At 71.9% G+C, this 19,718-nt stretch carries 12 protein-coding genes; 8 read left to right on the forward strand and 4 right to left on the reverse strand.

Annotation, left to right across the window (positions count from 1 at the left end; genetic code table 11):
• Positions 1-125: 125 nt before the first annotated feature.
• The 4 genes from BLW78_RS17780 to BLW78_RS17795 form a co-directional block, all read right to left on the reverse strand.
• A complete protein-coding gene (locus BLW78_RS17780; protein WP_091681137.1) occupies positions 126-2,975 on the reverse strand; it encodes a bifunctional transaldolase/phosoglucose isomerase in 2,850 nt (949 codons plus the stop codon).
• A gap of 79 nt (positions 2,976-3,054) precedes the next feature.
• On the reverse strand, positions 3,055-5,130 hold the full coding sequence (tkt, locus tag BLW78_RS17785) for a transketolase (RefSeq protein ID WP_091681140.1): 2,076 nt from the start codon (positions 5,128-5,130) through the stop codon (positions 3,055-3,057).
• Positions 5,127-7,016 (reverse strand): glycoside hydrolase family 15 protein, encoded by a 1,890-nt coding sequence (locus BLW78_RS17790; protein WP_091681142.1) that lies wholly within the window; start codon positions 7,014-7,016, stop codon positions 5,127-5,129. Before BLW78_RS17790 ends, tkt begins: the two co-directional genes overlap by 4 nt.
• Positions 7,017-7,124: 108 nt before the next feature.
• The gene (locus tag BLW78_RS17795; RefSeq protein ID WP_091681144.1) at positions 7,125-7,724 is read right to left on the reverse strand and encodes a hypothetical protein; all 600 of its coding nucleotides are present in this window, start codon (positions 7,722-7,724) and stop codon (positions 7,125-7,127) included.
• Between the two features lie 221 nt (positions 7,725-7,945).
• On the opposite strand from BLW78_RS17795, the gene BLW78_RS17800 reads away from it, so the two are divergent.
• The 8 genes from BLW78_RS17800 (at position 7,946) to cysG (ending at position 19,676) form a co-directional block, all read left to right on the forward strand.
• Positions 7,946-8,533, forward strand: coding sequence for an ANTAR domain-containing response regulator (locus BLW78_RS17800; protein ID WP_026605088.1), 588 nt, complete (start codon positions 7,946-7,948; stop codon positions 8,531-8,533).
• Positions 8,530-9,528, forward strand: coding sequence for a CmpA/NrtA family ABC transporter substrate-binding protein (locus BLW78_RS17805; protein WP_056533963.1), 999 nt, complete (start codon positions 8,530-8,532; stop codon positions 9,526-9,528). Before BLW78_RS17800 ends, BLW78_RS17805 begins: the two co-directional genes overlap by 4 nt.
• A gap of 127 nt (positions 9,529-9,655) precedes the next feature.
• Complete coding sequence (locus BLW78_RS17810; RefSeq protein WP_020094181.1) at positions 9,656-9,835, forward strand: hypothetical protein; 180 nt, start codon at positions 9,656-9,658, stop codon at positions 9,833-9,835.
• A 563-nt stretch (positions 9,836-10,398) separates the two neighbouring features.
• Complete coding sequence (locus BLW78_RS17815) at positions 10,399-11,667, forward strand: NAD(P)/FAD-dependent oxidoreductase (RefSeq protein ID WP_085986811.1); 1,269 nt, start codon at positions 10,399-10,401, stop codon at positions 11,665-11,667.
• Between the two features lie 10 nt (positions 11,668-11,677).
• Entirely contained in the window at positions 11,678-13,495 is a 1,818-nt protein-coding gene (locus BLW78_RS17820) for a NirA family protein (protein ID WP_091681146.1), read from the forward strand.
• On the forward strand, positions 13,492-15,096 hold the full coding sequence (locus BLW78_RS17825) for a sulfite reductase subunit alpha (protein WP_056533955.1): 1,605 nt from the start codon (positions 13,492-13,494) through the stop codon (positions 15,094-15,096). Before BLW78_RS17820 ends, BLW78_RS17825 begins: the two co-directional genes overlap by 4 nt.
• Positions 15,097-15,305: 209 nt before the next feature.
• A complete protein-coding gene (locus tag BLW78_RS17830; RefSeq protein ID WP_056533946.1) occupies positions 15,306-18,002 on the forward strand; it encodes a nitrate reductase in 2,697 nt (898 codons plus the stop codon).
• A 201-nt stretch (positions 18,003-18,203) separates the two neighbouring features.
• Complete coding sequence (gene cysG / locus BLW78_RS17835) at positions 18,204-19,676, forward strand: siroheme synthase CysG (protein ID WP_091681147.1); 1,473 nt, start codon at positions 18,204-18,206, stop codon at positions 19,674-19,676.
• Positions 19,677-19,718: the final 42 nt, after the last annotated feature.

Consider the following 19,718-nt stretch of genomic DNA (forward strand, 5'->3'; position numbering starts at 1 on the left):
GCCCTTCCTTACCGATTGCCCCCGCGCGGCGAGGGTCAGGCCCCTACGGCTTCACCGACGTCACAGGCGATCTGCAGCGGCGGACCGGCGGCGGGCCGGGAAGCCTCCCCGCCGGTCCGGGGCGGCTAGACGACCGCCATCTTCAGGGCCGCCGCGACCCGGACGAGGCCGGCCTTCGTGTCGCCGCCCTTGAGGTGGACCCGCAGCGCCCGCCGGCCGCGCTCGGCGAGCACGGCGAAGTCGCCCCGCGCCTGCGCCGCGACGACGGTGCTGAACCCGAGCTTCCGGTTCGGGATCGGCAGGTCCTCCGCAGCGTCCGCAGTGATCTGCAGGAACACGCCGGTGTCCGGGCCGCCCTTGTAGGCCTGGCCGGTCGAGTGGAGGAACCGCGGCCCGAACTCCAGGCAGGTCGCGACCTTGCGGGCGTCGCGCACGGCGATCCGCGGCTCCTGCAGGATCGCGGCGGACTCGGCGTCGCGCGGGACGTAGGCCAGGAGCCCCAGGTAATCGCCGTCCTTCAGGCGGCCGATCTGCGCCTTCATCGCGGCCTCGAGCCCCTCGGCGGCCGGCTTGAGGGCGTCGGCGTTCCGCGGATCGGCGTAGAGCGCGACCCAGTCGTCCTCGTAGAGCGGCGTCTCGGCGGGGAGGGCGCCCTTCGCCTCGGCCTCGGCGAACAGCTTCTTCGTCTCGACCTTGCTGGCCTCGACGTCGGGCTGGTCGAACGGGTTGATCCCGATCACCGCGCCGGCCACCGCGGTCGCCATCTCCAGACGGTAGAATTCCTGCGGCAGCTGCTCGATCGAGTCGAGGGTGATGCGGGCGATCGGGTGGCCGTCCCGCTCCAGGGCGCGCAGGGCCTCGTCCTGCGCGGCCTCGGCGTTGCCGTCGAGGCGCAGGTAGATGAAGAACCGGTCGTGGCCGTAGACCGCCGGAACGCCGACCGGCTCGCCGTCCACCGGCACGAGGCCCTTGCCCTGCTTGCCGGTCGATTCTGCGATCAGCTGCTCGGCCCAGGCGCCGAAGCTCGCGATCGCCGGCGAGGCGACGATCGTCACCTTGTCGCGCCCGGCGAGCGCCGCGGCGCCGATGGCCGTGCCCAGCAGGACGCCCGGGTTCACGGCCGGCGGCACGGCCGGGCCGCAGGAGCGGACCATGATGCGGGCGGTCTCGAGGAGCGCCTTCACGTCGAGGCCCATGGCGGCGGCCGGCACGAGGCCGAAGGCCGAGAGCACCGAGTAGCGCCCGCCGATCTGCTTCACGCCGTAGAAAATCTTCTTGAAGTTGTCCGCCTTCGCGGCGCGCTCCATGTCGGAGCCGGGATCGGTCACCGCCACGAAGTGGTCGCCGGCCTTCTCGCCGAGCACGTCCTTGGCGCGGGCCAGGAAGTAGTCGCGGAAGACGTTCGGCTCCAGGGTCGAGCCGGACTTGGACGCGACGATGAACAGCGTCTTGGCCAGGTCGATGCTCGCCTCCAGGGCGCGCACCTGATCCGGGTGGGTCGAGTCGAGGATCTGGAGCTTCGGGAAGCCCTCGCGCTGACCGTAGGTCAGGCTGAGGACCTCCGGTCCGAGGCTCGACCCGCCCATGCCCAGCACCACGGCGTCGGTGAAGCCCTCCGCCTTCACCCAGTCGGAGAAGGCGGCGTAGTCGGCGGCCTTCTCCAGCTCCTCCTCGACGATGTGCAGCCAGCCGAGCCAGTTCGCCTCGTCGTGGCCGGACCAGACCGCGGCGTCGCCCGCCCAGAGCCGGCGGATCGACCCGCTGGCGCGCCAGGATTCGACGGCCTTCTTGGCCTCAGCCGCCAGGGTGTCGTCCATGGCGAGGCTCTGCCCGTCCAGACGGTGCCCCAGCAGTGCGACGCGCTTGCCGGCGACGGCGCCCAGCAGGTTGTCGGCGGCGTCGATGAAGAGCTGCACGCCCTCCTTCACCAGCTGCTCGGCCACCACCTCGATGTCGATGCCGGTCCGCGCGAGCCGGGCCATCACGGCCTCGGCGCCGGGCACGTCCTCCTCGATGGTTGCCCGCACCACGCCGTGGTCGCGGAACGCGTCCATGGTGGCCGGCGGCATCGTGTTGACGGTGTTCGGTCCGATCAGCTCCTCGACGTAGAGGACGTCGGAATAGGCCTTGTTCTTCACGCCCGTGGAGGCCCAGAGCAGACGCTGCGCCTTGGCGCCCTTCTCGGCCAGGGTCGTCCACTTGGATTCGGCGAAGATCGTCTTGTAGCGCTGGTAGGCGAGCTTGGCGTTGGCGATCGCCACCTTGCCCTTCAGCTGCTCCAGGGCGAACTTCTCGTCCGGATCGTTGGCCTGCGCGATCTTCTCGTCGAGGAGCTTGTCGACCAGGACGTCGATGCGGCTGATGAAGAAGCTCGCCACGCTGGCGATCCGCGAGACGTCGTGACCGGCCTTCGCGCGCGCGTCGAGACCGTCGATGAAGGCGCGCGCCACGGCCTCGTAGGCCTCCTGCGAGAACAGCAGGGTGACGTTGATCGAGATGCCCTCGCTCGTCAGCTGCTGGATCGCCGGGATCCCCTCCGGGGTGGCCGGCACCTTGACCATCAGGTTGTCGCGGGAGACCGCCTTGTGCAGGCGGCGCGCCTCGGCCAGCGTCGCCTCGGTGTCGAGGGCGAGGTAGGGCGAGACCTCCAGGCTGACGTAGCCGTCGGCACCGTCGCTCGCCTCGTAGACGGGGCGGAGCACGTCGGCGGCCGCCTGGATGTCGGCGATGGCGAGCCCCTCGTAGAGGTCGATGACGCGGCTGTCGCCGGTCGCCTGCACGGCCTTCAGGCTGTCGTCGTACTCGTCCGAGTGGCCGATCGCCTTCTCGAAGATCGACGGGTTGGAGGTAACGCCCCGCAGGCCGTCGCGCTCCACGAGCTGCTTCAGCTCGCCCTTCTCGATGAATCCGCGGGCCACGAAGTCGAGCCAGACCGCTTGATCCTGTTCGTCGTGCAGGGCCTTGAGCGCGTTCATGTCGGTTCCTCGCCTCGCGTACCGCGTACTCTCGCCCGAACGCGCCCGCCCGCCCGGATCGGGCAGGCAGGCTCCCAGGCTACTTCCTGTGCTTGGCCACCTGCGCCTTCGCGGCGTCCAGGACCTTCTCGGGGGTAAAACCGAACTTGGTCTGGAGATCCTTGATCGGCGCCGAGGCGCCGAAGGTGTGCATGCCGATGATCGCGCCCTCGGAACCGGCGTAGCGGTCCCAGCCGATGACGCTGCCCTGCTCGACGGCCACCCGGGCCTTGACGGCGGGGGGCAGCACCGAGTCGCGGTAGGCCTCGTCCTGGCGCTCGAACAGGTCCCAGGACGGCATCGACACGACCCGGGCCTTCACCCCCTCGGCCTTCAGGGCCTCGTAGGCACCGACGCAGAGCTGCACCTCGGAGCCCGAGGCGAGCAGGATCACGTCGGGCGTGCCCTCGCTGTCGGCCAGCACGTAGCCGCCCTTGGCGGTGCCGGAGGCGGCCCCGTACTTCGCGCGGTCGAGGGTCGGCAGCGGCTGGCGCGAGAGGGCGAGAACCGCCGGCTGGTTCTTCAGCGTGAAGATCACCCGGTAGGCCTCGGCGACCTCGTTGGCGTCGGCCGGGCGCAGGGTCACGAGGCCCGGGATGCAGCGCAGCGACAGGAGCTGCTCCACCGGCTGGTGGGTCGGCCCGTCCTCGCCCACGCCGATCGAGTCGTGGGTGAAGATGTGGAAGACCGGCAGCTCCATGAGCGAGGCGAGCCGGATCGGCGGGCGCATGTAGTCGGCGAAGACCAGGAAGGTCGCGCCGTAGGCCCGCAGCCCGGAGAGGCCGAGCCCGTTCACGATCGAGCCCATGGCGTGCTCGCGGACGCCGAAATGCAGGTTGCGGCCGCCCGGCGAGAACGGGCCGAACGAGCCTGCGCCCTCGAAGGTCAGGTTGGACTTGTTGGACGGCGCCAGATCGGCCGAGCCGCCGAGAAGGAACGGCACGTGCTGGGCGATGGCGTTCAGCACCTTGCCGGAGGATTCGCGGGTGGCGAGGCCCTTGGCATCCGGCTCGAAGACCGGGATGTCCTTGTCCCAGCCCTCCGGCAGGCGGCCTTCCAGGAAGGCGTTCAGGTCCTCGGCGTGGGCGGCGTCCGCCTCCTTCGCCTTGGCGAGCAGGCCCTGCCACGAATCGTAGAGGCCGGCGCCGCGCTTGCCGATGCCGTTCCGGAAGTTCTCCTGCACGCCGTCCGGCACGAGGAACTGGGCGTCCTCCGGCCAGCCGTAGGCGCGCTTGGCGCCCTTCACCTCGTCCTCGCCGAGCGCGTCGGAGTGCGCCTTGGAGGTGCCCTGCTTCTTCGGGGCGCCGTAGCCGATCACCGACTTGACGATGATGAGCGTCGGGCGGTCGTTGGTGGCCAGGAAGGTCTCGATCGAGCCCGCCAGCGCGTGCACGTCGTTGGCGTCGGCGACGCGCAGCACCTGCCAGCCGTAGGCCAGGAAGCGGGTCGCGACCTCCTCGCCGAAGGCCAGCTCCGTGTGGCCCTCGATGGTGACGGTGTTGTCGTCGTAGATCCAGCAGAGGTTGGCGAGGCGCAGGTGGCCGGCGAGCGAGGCGGCCTCCGAGGCGACGCCCTCCATCAGGTCGCCGTCCGAGCAGACGGCGTAGACGTTGTAGTCGAACAGCGGCAGGTTCGGCCGGTTCAGGTGCTGGCCGAGGAAGCGGCTGCCCATGGCCATGCCGACCGAGTTGGCGACGCCCTGGCCGAGCGGGCCCGTCGTGGTCTCGACGCCGGTGGTGAAGTGGTATTCCGGGTGGCCCGGGGTCCGGCTGTCGAGCTGCCGGAACTTCTTGATGTCCTCCAGCGACACCGCCGGGGCATTGCCGCCGTCGCTCTCGGCGACGCCCGCGAGGTGCAGCAGCCCGTAGAGCAGCATCGAGGCGTGGCCGCAGGACAGCACGAACCGGTCGCGGTTCGGCCAGTGCGGATGCGCCGGGTCGTAGCGCAGGTAGCGGTTCCACAGCGTGTAGGCGACCGGCGCCAGCGCCATGGGCGCGCCGGCATGGCCCGAATTGGCCTTCTGCACCGCGTCGATCGCGAGCGTCCGGATCGTGTTGATGCTGAGCGTATCGATCTCAGCGAGGGCCGCCTTGGCGGGAGTGTCAGCACCGCTCATGATGTCGCGTCTTCCAGTTCGCCTCGCGCGGTCCGCTTCGCGGCTTCGCGCTGCCGTAGGACGGCGGGAGGAGCTCCGTTGGCCTTACCACCCTGCCGATCCGCCGGCCCTTCGCCGCGCGTATAGCTGAGGAGCGTGTTGACGAGGGCGACGTGGGTGAACGCCTGAGGGAAGTTACCCACAAGACGCTTGGCTTGCACGTCGAATTCCTCGCTGACGAGGCCGAGATCGGTGCAGATGCCGATCAGGCGCTCGATCAGTGCCCCGGCCTCGTCGCGCCGCCCCAGGCCGATGAGGTTGTCCACGTACCAGAAGGTGCAGGGCAGGAAAGCCCCCTCGGAGCCGGTCAGCCCGTCGGTGGTCTGCCCCTCGGTCTCGTAGCGGAGGATGAAGCCGTCCCGCATCAGCCCCTTGCCGATCGCCTCCACGGTGCCGACCACCCGGGGATCGTGCTGCGGCAGGAAGCCGGTATGGGCGATGAGCAGGAGGCTCGCGTCCAGGGCCTTCGCGCCGTAGGACTGGACGAAGCTGTTGAGGGCGGGATCGAAGCCCTTCTCGCAGACCTCGGCGTGGATCTCGTCCTTGACGGCGCGCCAGCGCTCGGCCTGCTCCTGCGTGGCGCCGTTCTCGTGCATCTCGTGCATGCGCAGCGCCCGGTCGAACGCCACCCAGGCCATGACCTTCGAGTGCGTGAAGTGGCGACGCCCGCCGCGCACCTCCCAGATCCCCTCGTCTGGCTCGCGCCACGCGGTCTCCAGGTGGTTCAGGATCGCGAGGCCGACCCGCAGGCCGTCCTTGCTCACCGGCAGGCCACGGGCATGGGCCTGGTAGAGCGCGTCGAACAGCTCGCCGTAGACGTCGAGCTGGAACTGGCTGGCGGCGGCGTTGCCGATGCGGACGGGCCGCGAGTTCTCGTAGCCCGGCAGCCAGTCCAGCTCGATCTCGGGCAGCAGCCGCTCGCCGGCGATGCCGTAGAGGATGTGCGCCTGCTCGGGATTGCCCGCCACGGCCCGCAGCAGCCAGCCCAGCCAGTCGCGCGCCTCGTCGATGTAGCCGCCGTCCATCAGGGCGATCAGCGTCAGGGTCGAGTCGCGCAGCCAGCAGAACCGGTAATCCCAGTTCCGGATCCCGCCGAGCCCCTCCGGCAGGGAGGCCGTGGGCGCCGCCACGATGCCGCCGGTGGGCTCGTAGATCAGCGCCTTGAGGGTCAGGAGGGAGCGCTGGAGCATCCGGTCCCAGCCCGTGCCGCCGGCGCAGCGCGACGACCATTCGCGCCAGTGCTGGTCGGTGATCTCGAGGACCTTGCGCGGCTCGATCGGGGGCGGGTCCTCCTCGTGGGAGGGACCGTAGCTCAGGACGAACCGGTGCTTGTCACCGGCATGGACGGTGAACTCGGACACCGTCGTCTGCGCGTCCGATCCCTTGAGATGGACGTCGGTGCGCAGCACGACCTTGTGCGGACCCGAGACGGCGCGCAGGTCGCCCAGCTCCGAGCGGGAGACCCAGGGCACGGCCGAGCCGTAATCGAACCGGACCGCCATCTCCATCCGCATGGCGACGCGCCCGTGCACGCCCTCGACGAGCCGCACCAGATGGGACCCGTCGCCGACCGGCATGAAATCCGTGACCAGGACCTCACCCTGCCGCGTGGTGTGGCGGGTCTCCAACACGAGGCTGCCCGGGCGGTAGGACCAGCGCGTCTCGACGTGCTCGGCCTCGGGGAAGATCTTCCAGAAGCCGTGCGCCTCGGTTCCCAGGAGGCTGGTGAACAGGGCGGCCGCGTCGAAGCGCGGCCAGCACAACCAGTCGACGCTGCCCTGACGGCTGATCAGCGCCGCGCTCCGGCAATCCCCGACGAGCGCGTAATCCTCGATGCGTGCAGCCATCCGGCCCCGGCCCCGGTCCGCGGCCGGCAGTCCGGGCCGTCCGCTGCGACGCACCTAGGACGTCCGGTCACGAGATCCAGAGGTCGGGGTGCCCGCTGCCCGACGCGGTCAGCGCAGGCAGTCGGCCACCGCCAGGGCCACCGTGCCCTGGACCACTCTCGCGCTGCTGCGCACGAGATTCGCCGCGTCGCCGACGGCCCGCGCGGCCGGAACCAGGGTCTCCACCACCGAGGCCGCGAAGGGCATGGCCTGCGACGGGAGCAGGGCGTCCTCGGCCTCATCGGCCGCCCCGCGGGCGGGCGCCATGGGATCGGTGTTGCTGCGGGGCGTCTCGGGGCAGCGCCGGCCGGGGCAGGCGCGCCGGCCCGCGGCCGCGACGTGGGCGTTCGCCCGTGCGGCCACGGCCGGACGGGCGGGCAGGGACCCCGTCCGCGCGATCACGGCGTCGAGCGGATACTGCTCGGCGAACGCGATCACGGCGGGCGGGCGGCCCGGCGCCGCGACGGCGGCGATCGGCGCGAAATCCGTGGGTCCGGGCGCGGCGGACACGCCCGCTTCGACCCGGGCGCCGGGCTGCCCCGGCTTCGAGGTCGGGCAGTAGAGCGAGGCCACGCCCAGGATTGCCACGACGGCCAGCGTCGGCAGGAAGGGCATGGACACGCGGCCGTGGGCGGCGGCCGTCAGGGCGGGCTGATCTGGCCTGCGCATCCGAATCACCGATCTCCTTGACCGCCGCGAGGCCTGTACAGTGCGGTCAGCATTGCGGCGGAAGCTGGACCGTTTCTTTGCGCAGCGGTTACTGGTGCCGCAAGGTGGGATTCCGCGGAAACGGGCGCCGCGGGCCCAGCACGGGCACGGGCCTTGCTTAGCTCGCGGCGGCCCGCGCCGGGCCGGCCTCGAGAAGAAGACCCGCCCCGTACCGGGCCACGATGACTGAAACCAATCTCACCGTCGCCGTGATCGACCCGAGCCGCGCCCGCGCGGCCATCCTGGAAGAGGGCCTGCGCGCCGCCGGGATCGGGCGCGTGGTCGTGATTCCCGACACCGCCGACCTCATGGAGCGCGTCGCCGCGCTCAAGCCCGACGTGGTGGTGATCCATCTGGAGAGCCCGAGCCGGGACATCCTGGAGCAGATGTCAGGTGTCTCCCGGCAGGTCGAGCGGCCCGTGGCGATGTTCGTCGACCGCTCGGACTCGACCATGATGCAGGCCGCCGTCGATGCCGGGATCTCCGCCTACGTGGTGGACGGGCTGCGGGCCGAACGGATCAAGTCGATCCTCGACATCGCGATCCTGCGCTTCAACGCCTTCGCGCGCCTCCAGCGCGAGCTGACGGAGGCGCGGGGCGAACTCGCCGACCGCAAGCTGATCGAGCGGGCGAAGGGCATCCTGATGACCATGAAGGGTCTCTCCGAGGACGAGGCGTACAAGCAGCTGCGCCGCAAGGCCATGAACGAGAAGCGCAAGATCGCCGACATCGCCCGGGCGATCGTCACCACCGCGGACCTGCTCGGATGAGGCTCCAGCTCGGCTACGTTCCGCTCTGCGACGCGGCGCCCCTGATCGCGGCCCACGAACTCGGCTTCGCCCGGGCCGAGGGGCTCGACCTCGACCTCACCGCCGAGCCCTCGTGGGCGACGCTGCGCGACCGGCTGGCGCTGGGCCATCTCGACGGCGCGCACATGCTGGCGCCGCTGGCGCTGGCGAGCCGGCTCGCCCTGTCGGGGCCGCCCTCCGACCTGATCGTGCCGCTCCAGCTCAGCACCGACGGCAACGCCGTCACGCTGTCCAACACGCTCTGGGGCGCGATGGACCCGGCCAGCGAGGCCCTGGCGGATGTCGCCCGCGCCTTCGCGGGCGTGGCGGAGGCCCGGCACCGCGCCGGCACCCCGCTGACCCTCGGCACGGTGCATCCCTTCTCGTGCCACAGCTACCAAGTGCGGCTGTTCGCCGAGGCCGGCGGCCTCGACGCGGCGGCGTTCCGCACCGTCGTGGTCCCGCCGCAGCACTGCGTGGAGGCGCTGGCGCGCGGTCTGGTCGACGGGTTCTGCGCGGGCGCGCCCTGGAACGACGTGGCGGTCGCGGCCGGCCACGGGCGTGTGGCCGTCCACGGCAGCGCCCTCGCGCCGAACGCGACCGAGAAGGTGCTGGCCGTCTCCGCGCGGCTCGACGGCGCGATCCTGCCGCTGGTGCGGGCGGTCGCCCGGGCCGGACGCTGGTGCGCGGATCCGGAGAACCGGACCGAACTGATCCATCGCCTCGCCCGCCGGACCTATCTCGATCTCGATCCCGCCCTGGTCGGCCGGGCCTTCGGCGATCCGGACCCGTCCGCCGGGCCCGGCACGCGCATCCGTTTCGGCGCGGCGGTCGAGGAGCCGCGCGCCGCGCAGGCCCGGTGGCTGCTGGAGCAGATGCGGGCGTCGCAGCAGGTGCCCGCGCAGTTCGACATCGCGGCGGCGATCGCGACCGTCTACAGGGCGGATCTGTACCGGGCGGCGATGGCGGATCTCTGACGACGGCGACACTTCGCGCGGTTCGTCATCGGCGCGCGGAATCGCGGCGAACAGCGGCGGAACGCGGGGCACGCTCACCCGTTGTGCTTGAGCCATGCCCGGATGCCGCAAACTCGAAACTGGATCGTTGATCTCGCATCCGCGCGGGCGGGTCGAGCTTCGACGCTACGTCACGCGGGGCGGCCGCGTGCCCCGCGCCTGCAACGACAACCGTCGGGCGGGATCGCACCACGCCTGGTACTGGGTCCTGGCCGCCGGCGCGATGCCGACGCTGGGGCTCCTGGCGATGCTGTCGACACTCCTGTGACGGACCGCGACGTCGATGCGGGCGCGTTCCAGGCGCCGGCATTGCGCGCCTGCGATTCTACAACTCGAAAATCGGTGCGACTCGCGGCGATATAGTCGCGAGAACTGACGTAATACGTTCATCATAATCCGAAGCTGCGCGTTGCCGGTCCGCCCATCGGGGCCGACGCGGCGATCGCGTGCGCGCGGTAGGCTCCCGTCGACGCGCCTCCGGAAACGTCCCGACCTTCCTGTCGCTGCCGGAAAGCCCGGTCCGCCCGTGATCGCTTTTGCGACGGGTCGCACAGTTTTTGTGCAGTGCCGAAGCCGCCGCCTCGACGGCCGAAACGTCCCGGCCGCCCCACCGATCCTGCGGGTCCGCGCGGCGCCCGCGGACCGCGCGGCGTCTGGCATGGAACCTGCAAACCTCCCCCCGTCCGTCAACGGCGACGGACAGCGCCGTCAGCGAGGCCGCTGATCCGGTTCTCCCTGGGGCTGAAGCCTGCCGGGAGACGACCGGCAGCGGCTTTTTCGTGGGCGGTCCGCCAACGACCCTGCACTCGAGGTTCCAGACGCGATCGAGCGATGGCGACATCCCCCATGGACACACGCGGACACGACGCGGGCGCCGGGAACGGCCCGCCGCGCGAGAGGCTGGTCGTCGTCGGCAACGGCATGGCCTCGCTGCGCTTCCTGGAGCGGCTGACCGAGGCCGCGCCCGGCCGCTACGACATCACCTGCATCGGGGCCGAGCCCACGGCCGCCTACAACCGGGTCCTGCTCTCCTCGCTGCTCGGCGGCGAGGTCGACGAGGCGGCCTGCGCCTTCCGGGGCCTCGACTGGTACGCGGATCACGGCATCCGCCTGATCACCGGCGCGCCGGCGACGCGGATCGACCGGGAGAACGGGCTGGTCATCGTGGGCGAGACCCACGTCCTGCCCTTCGACAGGCTGGTCCTCGCGGTCGGCTCCCTGCCGATCCGCCTGCCGAAGCCCGGCATGGACCTTCCGGGCGTCATCACCTTCCGCGACCTCGCCGACGTGGCGGCGATCCGCCGTGCAGCCGTGCAGCACGCGAAGGCGATCGTCATCGGCGGCGGCCTCCTGGGCCTCGAGGCGGCGGTCGGGCTCGCGCGCCTCGGCGTCGAGACCACGCTGCTCCACGTCATGGACCGGCTGATGGAGCGCCAGCTCGATCACCACGCCGCCGGGCTGGTGAAGCGCGCCATGGAGGCGCGGGGCGTGCGCGTCATCCTCAAGGCCGACACCGCCCGGATCGAGGGCGCGTCCCGGGTCGAGCGCCTCGTGCTGGCGGACGGCACCGCGCTCCCGGCCGACCTCGTGGTGATGTCGGTGGGCGTGCGCCCCTCGGTGGCGCTGGCGCAGGAAGCCGGGCTGGCCATCGGCCGGGGCATCACGGTCGACGACCGGATGACCACCTCGGACCCGCGGATCTTCGCGCTCGGCGAGTGCGCCGAGCACCGCGGCCAGATCTACGGTTTGGTCGAGCCCGCCTACGAGCACGCCGACACGCTCGCCCGCCACCTCTCGGGCGAGCCGGCCGAGTACCGGGGCACGGCCCTGTCCACGAGCCTGAAGGTTTCGGGCCTGCCGGTCTTCTCGGCCGGGATCGTGGACACGCCCGACGACGCGGAGGCGATCGTGCTCTCTGATCCCGGCGCCGGCCTCTACCGCAAGCTGCTGGTGCGCGGCGGCCGGCTGATCGGCGCGGTGTTCGTCGGCGACATCGCCGAGCAGGGCGCCTGCAAGGGGCTGATCCGCTCCGGCGACCCGATCGAGAACGTGGACGACTTGATGTTCGGGCGCCCCGCGCCCGAGCCCCTGGCTGCTTGAGGAGGCGCGGATGTCCGAGACCACCACCCAGACCGCCGCGGGCGCGTTCGAGGCCGAGCAGAAGCGCTACCTCGAGGGCTTCGCCTCCGGCATCGCCGCCGTCCGCCTGACCGGCGGCCTCGCCGCGGGCGGGGCGGGGGCGGCCGCGCCGCCGGCCGAGCCGACAGGCCCGGACGCGATCCACATCAAGGCGCAGGACCGGACCGTCAAGGACGGCGGCAAGCTCTGCGACCAGGAGAAATGGAAGCGCGCCGAGAACCCGTTCGACGGCCACAACCGCCTCATCCGGGAAGCCGCCTCCGGCAAGCAGCCGAAGCCCGAGGACAATTTCCGCTGGCGCTACCACGGGATGTTCTGGGTGGCGCCGAACCAGGTCTCGTACATGTGCCGGCTGCGGATCCCGAACGGGATCCTGCACCACTGGCAGTTCGCCGGCATCGCCGACCTCGCCGACCAGCACGGCGGCGGCTACGTCCACGTGACCACCCGGGCGAACCTGCAGGTGCGGGAGATCGATCCCGAGCACGCCCAGCCCTTCCTCGACGGGCTCACCGATATCGGTCTCACGGCCCGGGGGGCGGGCGCCGACAACATCCGCAACGTCACCGGCTCCTCGACCGCCGGCATCGACGTCCAGGAGCTTCTGGACACGCGCCCGCTCGCCAAGTCCTGGCACAACTGGATCCTGAACGACCGCTCGCTCTACGGCCTGCCGCGCAAGTTCAACGTCGCCTTCGACGGCAGCGGCGTGATGCCGACGCTCGAGGAGACCAACGACATCGGCTTCCAGGCCGTGGAAGTGCTGGACGGCGCCGCCGTGCCGCCCGGCATCTACATGCGCCTCGTGCTCGGCGGCATCTCGGGCCACCGGGACCTCGCCCGCGACACCGGCATCGTGCTGAAGCCGGAGGACTGCAACGCCGTCGCCGACGCGATCATCCGGGTGTTCATCGAGAACGGCGACCGGACGAACCGCAACAAGAGCCGGATGAAGTACGTCCTCGACGCCTGGGGCTTCGACAAGTACCTCGCGGCCGTCGAGGACAAGCTCGGCCGCAAGCTCGACCGGGTCGCGCCGGAGCAGGTCGCGCCGCGGAAGGCCACCGACCGGTTCGCCCATGTCGGCGTCCACGCCCAGAAGCAGCCCGGCCTCAACTGGATCGGCGTGGTCCTGCCGGTCGGCAAGATGACCAGCGATCAGGTCCGGGCGCTCGCCAAGATCGCCGCCGAGTGCGGCGACGGCCAGATCCGCCTCACCGTCTGGCAGAACTTCATCTTCTCCGGGGTTCCGGACGCGAAGGTCGCCGAGGTTGAGCAGCGGGTGCTCGATCTCGGCCTCACCACCAAGGCGGCGGGCATCCGCTCCGGTCTCGTGGCCTGCACGGGGGCGAAGGGCTGCAAGTTCGCGGCCTCCGACACCAAGGGCCACGCGCTGATCATCGCCGACCACGTCGAGACGGCCCTGCCGAACCTCGACGTGCCGGTGAACGTCCACCTCACCGGCTGCCATCACAGCTGCGCCCAGCACTACATCGGCGATATCGGGCTGATCGGCGCCAAGGTCGTCGTCTCGGAGGAGGGCGACACCGTCGAGGGCTACGACGTCGTGGTCGGCGGCGGTTTCGCCGAGAACCCGAAGATCGGCACCGAGATCTGGAAGGCCGTGAAGGCCGAGGATGCGCCCGCCCGCGTCGAGGCGCTGCTGCGCGCCTACCTCGCCCTCCGACAGGGCCCCGAGGAGAGCTTCCAGGCCTTCACCAGCCGCACCGGCGCGGAGGCGCTCCGCGACGCCGCCGAGGACCAGCCCGCCCTGAAGGCCGCCGCATGACCCAGCACGTCTCGCCCCCCCTCGTCCTGATCCCCGAGACCGCGCCCTTCAACGAGGACCAGCGCGCCTGGCTCTCGGGCTACTTCGCGGCCCTGCTCGGCCCCGCCGTCGCGGGCGCGACGGCGCTCGCGCCCGGCGAGGGCCCCGCCACGGGCCCCAAACTCGCCGACAACGACGACGCCCCCTGGCACGACCCGTCCGTGCCGATCGCCGACCGGATGGCGATGGCGAAGGACCGGCCCGAACCGCAGAAGCTGATGGCCGCCATGGCCCAGCAGGATTGCGGCCAGTGCGGCTACAACTGCGCCGACTATGCCAACGCCATCTTCCTCAAGAACGAGGCGCGCCTGAACCTTTGCCAGCCCGGCGGCAAAGAGACCCTGCGCATGCTCAAGAAGCTGGACGAGGAGTTCGGCGCCGCAGGCGGCGCCCCCGCGGCGCCGAAGGCGGAGGACGACGCCCCGAAGGCGGCGGCCGATCTCGGCCCGCTCGGCTACTGCCGCGAGAACCCGGTCGAGGCGCTGTTCCTGTCCCGCCGACGCCTCAACGATCCGGGCGGCGAGAAGGAGACGTGGCACATCGAGATCGGGCTCGACGGCACGCCGATCCAGTACGAGGTCGGCGACTCGCTGGGCCTGTTCCCCGCCAACGCCCCGGCACTGGTGGATGCCGTGATCGCGGAACTCGGCGCCCGGCCCGAGCGGGTGATCGGGGAAAGGACCCTGCGCGAGCACCTGCTGATCAACTACGCGCTCGGCGCGGCGCCCGACAATCTGTACCAGCTGCTGTCGCTGCTCACCTCCGGGGCGGCGCGCAAGAAGGCGCAGGCGCTCGCCTCCGGCGAGGATCCGGACGGCGACGCCGCCTATCTCGACGTGCTCGGCGCGCTCCACAAGTTCCCGGGCGCGCGGCCCGACGCCGAGGTCTTCCTGGAGGCCTTGGACGAGTTGCAGCCGCGGCTCTACTCGATCTCGTCCTCGCCCAAGATGGATGTCGGCCGCGTGTCGCTGACCGTGGACGCGGTGCGCTACAACCACCGCTCGCGGCTGCGGCTGGGCGTGGCCTCGACGCACCTGGGCGAGCGCCTGCCCGAGCAGACCAGGGTGAAGGTCTACCTCCAGAAGGCGCACGGGTTCGGCCTGCCGGCCGACCTGTCGAAGGACGTGATCATGTGCGGCCCCGGCACCGGCATCGCGCCGTTCCGGGCCTTCCTGCGCGAGCGCGCCGCCACGCGGGCGCCGGGCCGCAACTGGCTGTTCTACGGCCACCAGCGGCAGGCCTCGGACTTCTTCTACAAGGACGAGCTGAACAGCCTGAAGGACGACAAGGTGCTCACCCGCCTGTCCCTGGCCTGGTCGCGGGACGGGACGGAGAAGACCTACGTTCAGGACCGGATGCGCGAGAACGGCGCCGAGCTGTGGAAGTGGCTCGAGGGCGGCGCGCATTTCTACGTCTGCGGCGACGCCAAGCGCATGGCCAAGGACGTCGAGCGGGCGATCATCGACGTGGCGGCGCAGTTCGGCGGCAAGAGCCCCGAGGACGCGGTGGCCTATCTCGCCGCGCTCAAGAAGGCCGGGCGGTATCAGGCCGACGTGTACTGAACCGCAACTTGCTCTCCTCCCCTGGCGACCCCGGGCTTGCCCGGGATCGCTCGAGCTTGTGGGGAGGAGCCGGAGGTGGGGGTGGCGCAGGATGGGGCTCGGGCGGTGCCTTCTGCACCACCCCCACCCCTGACCCCTCCCCACAGGGGGGAGGGGAACGGCGGCGCGAAGCTTGCTCCCGCCCAGGACGACCCTGCGAGGATTCAGCCATGACCCAGCCAGTGGCGGCGCCGACGGTGCGGACCACCTGCCCCTATTGCGGGGTCGGGTGCGGCGTGCTCGCGACCCCGGACGGGCAGGGCGGCGCCACCATCGCGGGCGATTCCGAGCACCCGGCCAATTTCGGCCGCCTGTGCTCGAAAGGCTCGGCGCTGGGCGAGACCCTGTCGCTCGAGAACCGCCTGCTCCACCCGCAGGTCGACGGCGCCCAGGTCTCGTGGGATGCCGCGCTCGACACGGTCGCGGGCAAGCTCCGCGCGGTGGCGGACGAGCACGGGCCGGACGCGATCGCCTTCTACCTCTCGGGCCAGCTCCTCACCGAGGATTACTACGTCGCCAACAAGCTCGCGAAGGGCTTCATCGGCACGCCGCACGTGGACACCAACTCGCGGCTCTGCATGTCGAGCGCGGTCGCGGCCCACCGCCGGGCCTTCGGCTCCGACACGGTCCCGGGCTGCTACGAGGATCTCGACGAGGCCGACCTGATCGTGCTGGTCGGCTCCAACACCGCGTGGTGCCACCCGGTCCTGTTCCGCCGCATGGCCGACGCCAAGGAGCGCCGCGGCACCAAGTTCGTGGTCATCGACCCGCGCCGGACCCAGACCGCGCAGGAATGCGACCTGTTCCTCGGCATCCGGCCGGGCACCGACACCGCCCTGTTCTCGGGCCTGCTGGTCTACCTGTCGGACAACGGTTTCCGCGACCGCGCCTTCATCGATTCCCACACGGCCGGCCTCGACGGCGCCCTCGACCGCGCCCGCCAGATCGCGCCGGACCTCGCGGCTGTCGCCGCCGTCACCGGCGTGACCGAGGCCGACATCGCGGCCTTCTACGCCCTGTTCGCCGGCACCCGCCGGGTGGTCACGGCCTTCTCGCAGGGGGTGAACCAGTCGGCGCAGGGGACCGACAAGGGCAACAGCATCATCAACTGCCACCTCGTCACCGGCCGGATCGGCGAGACCGGGATGGGGCCGTTCTCGCTGACCGGCCAGCCGAACGCCATGGGCGGGCGCGAGGTCGGGGGGCTCGCCAACATGCTGGCCGCCCACATGCACTTCACCCCCGAGGAGGTGGACCGGGTGCGCCGCTACTGGGGCGCCCCGCGGATCATCACCGGCGAGGGCATGAAGGCGGTGGCCCTGTTCGAGGCGATCGGTCGGGGCAAGATCAAGGCGCTGTGGGTGATGGGCACCAACCCGCTGGTCTCGATGCCGCGGGCCGACGCGATCCGGGACTCGCTCGCCGGCCTCGACCTCTACGTGGTGTCCGAGGCGGTGGCGGATTCCGACACCGCGCGGGGGCGGGCCAAGACCACCGTGCTTCTCCCCGCCCAGGCCTGGGGCGAGAAGGACGGCACGGTCACCAATTCCGAGCGCCGGATCTCGCGCCAGCGCCGCTTCCTCGCGAGCCCCGGCGAGGCCAGGCCGGACTGGGCGGCGCTGGCGGATGTCGGGCGCCGCCTCGGCCACGGGCGGGCCTTCGCATTCGATTCCGCCGCCGCGATCTTCCGCGAGCATGCCGGGCTCTCGGCCTACGAGAACAACGGCACCCGCGATTTCGACCTCGGCGCGCTCGCGGACATCGGCGACGCCGCCTACGAGGCGGCCCTGCCGGTGCAGTGGCCGATCCCGAAGCGCTCCGGCTTCCGGGGCGCCCCGCAGGGGAAGGCGAGGCTGTTCGGCGACGGCCGGTTCTACACCTTCGACCGGCGCGCCCGCTTCGTCGCGGTGCAGCCGCCGGCCCTCGCGCTCGCGGCCTCTACGGCGTTCCCGCTCATGCTCAACACCGGCCGGGTCCGCGACCACTGGCACACGATGACGCGCACCGGGAAGAGCCAGCGGCTCTCCGCGCACCGGGCCGTGCCGTTCGTCGAGGTCCATCCGGACGACGCGGCGGCCCACGGCCTCGCGGAGGGCGACATCGCCCGGCTCACGACCGCGCACGGCGCGGCCGAGCTGGAGGTGACGGTCACCGACACGGTGGTGCCGGGCAGCCTGTTCATGCCGATGCACTGGGGCGGCGCCTTCGCGTCGCGGGCCCGGGTCGGCGCGCTGGTGCGGGGCATGACCGACCCGGTCTCGGGTCAGCCCGAGCTCAAGGCGACCCCCGCGGCGGTCGAGTCCGTCGGCTACCGCGCCCGCGGCTTCCTGCTGACGCGCCGACAGGTGGCGCTGCCCGAGGGCTGGTGGTGGGCACGCGCCGCGATCACCGGCGGCTGGGGCGCGCAGTTCGCCACCGCCGACAGCTCCCGCGCCGTGGCGCTGATGGTGCGCGGGCTGATCCAGAGCGAGGCGCTGCCGGGCGGCGAGCTGGCGGAATACGCCGACCACGCCCGCGATCGCTACCGCTGCGCGGTCTACGACGGCGACCGCCTCGTCGCCTGCCTCGCCTACGCCCCCGCCGCCGAGCGGCCGGACTGGGAGGCCGCCAAGGTCCTGTTCGCCGCCGAGGCGCCCGACGCCGCCGAGCGGCGGGCGCTGCTCTCGGGCCGCGCGGCGACCGCCTCGGCGGGTCCGGTGGTCTGCGCCTGTCACGGCGTCGGCGCGGACATTATCGCCGCGACCATCGCCGGAGGCGCCGGCTCCGTGGAGGCGGTGGGTGCCGCCTGCAAGGCCGGGACGAATTGCGGCTCGTGCATACCGGAGATCCGCAAGATGCTGGCCGGGCAGACCGCATGCGCCGCGTGATTTTCTGATACACTCGCCGGCGAGGATGGATCGGCTTCTCCTGTCAGATCACCTCATCCTGAGGTGCCCGCGTCAGCGGTCCTCGAAGAAGAGCTCCAGGGATCGCGGCCGACTGGAGCCTCCTTCGAGGCCTCCGCTCCGGTACCCGAGGATGAGGGGGCAGTCGGGACCGGCCGGATCAGGACGCTTCAGGACAGGCCCGTGACCGAGACCCCCCTGCGCGCAGCCCGCGCCCCCCGCGAGACCAAGGCTGCCGGCCTGGAGCCGCTGGCGGTGCTGCCCGTCTTCGTCCCCCTGCGCGGCAAGCGAGTGGTGCTCGCCGGCTCGTCCGGCGGCGCCCCCTGGAAGGTGAAGGTGCTGGCCGCCGCCGGCGCCCATGTCGACGTCTACGCGCCCGAGCCCGGCGAGGAGCTGCGCGCCGTGCCGGGCGAGATCGTCGACGGGCAGGTGGTCCTGCACGAACGCCCCTGGAGCCCGGACGATCTCTGGGGCGCGGCCTTCTGCATCGGCGCGATGGAGGACGAGGCCGAGTGCGTCGCCTTCGTGGCGGCCGCCCGCGGCGCCGGCGCCATCGTCAACGCGGTGGACCGGCCACACCTCTGCGACGTGAAGTTCGGCGCCATCGTCAACCGCTCGCCGCTCGTGGTCGGCATCTCGACCGAGGGCGCGGCCCCGGTCTTCGGGCAGACCGTGCGCGCCCGGATCGAGGCGATGCTGCCCCGCGGGTTCAGTCGCTGGGTCGCGGCCGCCCGCGACTGGCGCGACGGCGTCACGGCCCGCTTCCACGGCTTCGCCGACCGGCGGTTCTTCTGGGAGCGCTTCACCGACCGGGCCTTCGCGGAGCCCGACCGGGCGCCGTCGGACCGGGATCTCGCCGAGCTGCTCGGCGAGACCGAGACCGCCCCGAAGGGCGGCGCCGTGACGCTGGTCGGGGCCGGCCCCGGCGACGCGGAGCTGCTCACGCTCAAGGCGCTGCGGGCGCTGCGCAACGCCGACGTGATCCTCTACGACGACCTCGTCGCACCCGAGATCCTGGACTACGCCCGCCGCGAGGCCCGCACCATGCTGGTGGGCAAGACCGGCCACGGCCCGTCCTGCCGCCAGGACGACATCAACGCGCTGATGGTGCAGCTCGCCCGCTCCGGCAAGCAGGTGGTGCGGTTGAAATCCGGCGACCCGCTGGTCTTCGGCCGGGCCGGCGAGGAGATCGAGGCCTGCCGGGCCGCCGGCATCCCGGTGACCGTGGTGCCGGGCGTCTCGGCCGCACAGGGTGCGGCGGCGTCCCTCGGCCTGTCCCTGACCCATCGTGACGCCGCGCGCCGGCTCCAGTTCGTCACCGGCCACGACCGCCGCGGGGCGCTGCCGGACGACCTGAACTGGGGCGCTCTCGCCGATCCGAGCGTCACCACGGTCGTCTACATGCCGAAGCGGACCCTGCGGGCCTTGCTGGCGCGCGCCGTGGAGGAGGGGCTGGCGCCCACGACGCCGGCGCTGCTGGTGTTCAACGCCACCCGCCCGAACCAGCAGGCCCTGCGCGGCACGGCCGCCGACCTCGCCGACCGGGTCGAGGCGGCGGGCCTCGACGGGCCGGCGCTGCTGATGGTGGGCGAGGCCTTCTCGGAGATGCGTGGCGCGCTGCCGGCCCAGGCGGAGCAGGCCCGCGTGGCGGTCTGAGGCCGATGACGCGGGCGCGGCGGGGGAGCTGCAGATCAGCGG

The sequence above is a fragment of the Methylobacterium sp. 275MFSha3.1 genome, assembly GCF_900108435.1.
In the GTDB taxonomy this organism is placed as follows: Bacteria; Pseudomonadota; Alphaproteobacteria; order Rhizobiales; family Beijerinckiaceae; genus Methylobacterium.

Coding starts and splice junctions, on each gene's coding strand:
- BLW78_RS17780 (WP_091681137.1), bottom strand. CDS start 2,975: ATGAACGCGCTCAAGGCCCTGCACGACGAACAGGATCAAGCGGTCTGG.
- tkt (WP_091681140.1), bottom strand. CDS start 5,130: ATGAGCGGTGCTGACACTCCCGCCAAGGCGGCCCTCGCTGAGATCGAT.
- BLW78_RS17790 (WP_091681142.1), bottom strand. CDS start 7,016: ATGGCTGCACGCATCGAGGATTACGCGCTCGTCGGGGATTGCCGGAGC.
- BLW78_RS17795 (WP_091681144.1), bottom strand. CDS start 7,724: ATGCGCAGGCCAGATCAGCCCGCCCTGACGGCCGCCGCCCACGGCCGC.
- BLW78_RS17800 (WP_026605088.1), top strand. CDS start 7,946: ATGACTGAAACCAATCTCACCGTCGCCGTGATCGACCCGAGCCGCGCC.
- BLW78_RS17805 (WP_056533963.1), top strand. CDS start 8,530: ATGAGGCTCCAGCTCGGCTACGTTCCGCTCTGCGACGCGGCGCCCCTG.
- BLW78_RS17815 (WP_085986811.1), top strand. CDS start 10,399: ATGGCGACATCCCCCATGGACACACGCGGACACGACGCGGGCGCCGGG.
- BLW78_RS17820 (WP_091681146.1), top strand. CDS start 11,678: ATGTCCGAGACCACCACCCAGACCGCCGCGGGCGCGTTCGAGGCCGAG.
- BLW78_RS17825 (WP_056533955.1), top strand. CDS start 13,492: ATGACCCAGCACGTCTCGCCCCCCCTCGTCCTGATCCCCGAGACCGCG.
- BLW78_RS17830 (WP_056533946.1), top strand. CDS start 15,306: ATGACCCAGCCAGTGGCGGCGCCGACGGTGCGGACCACCTGCCCCTAT.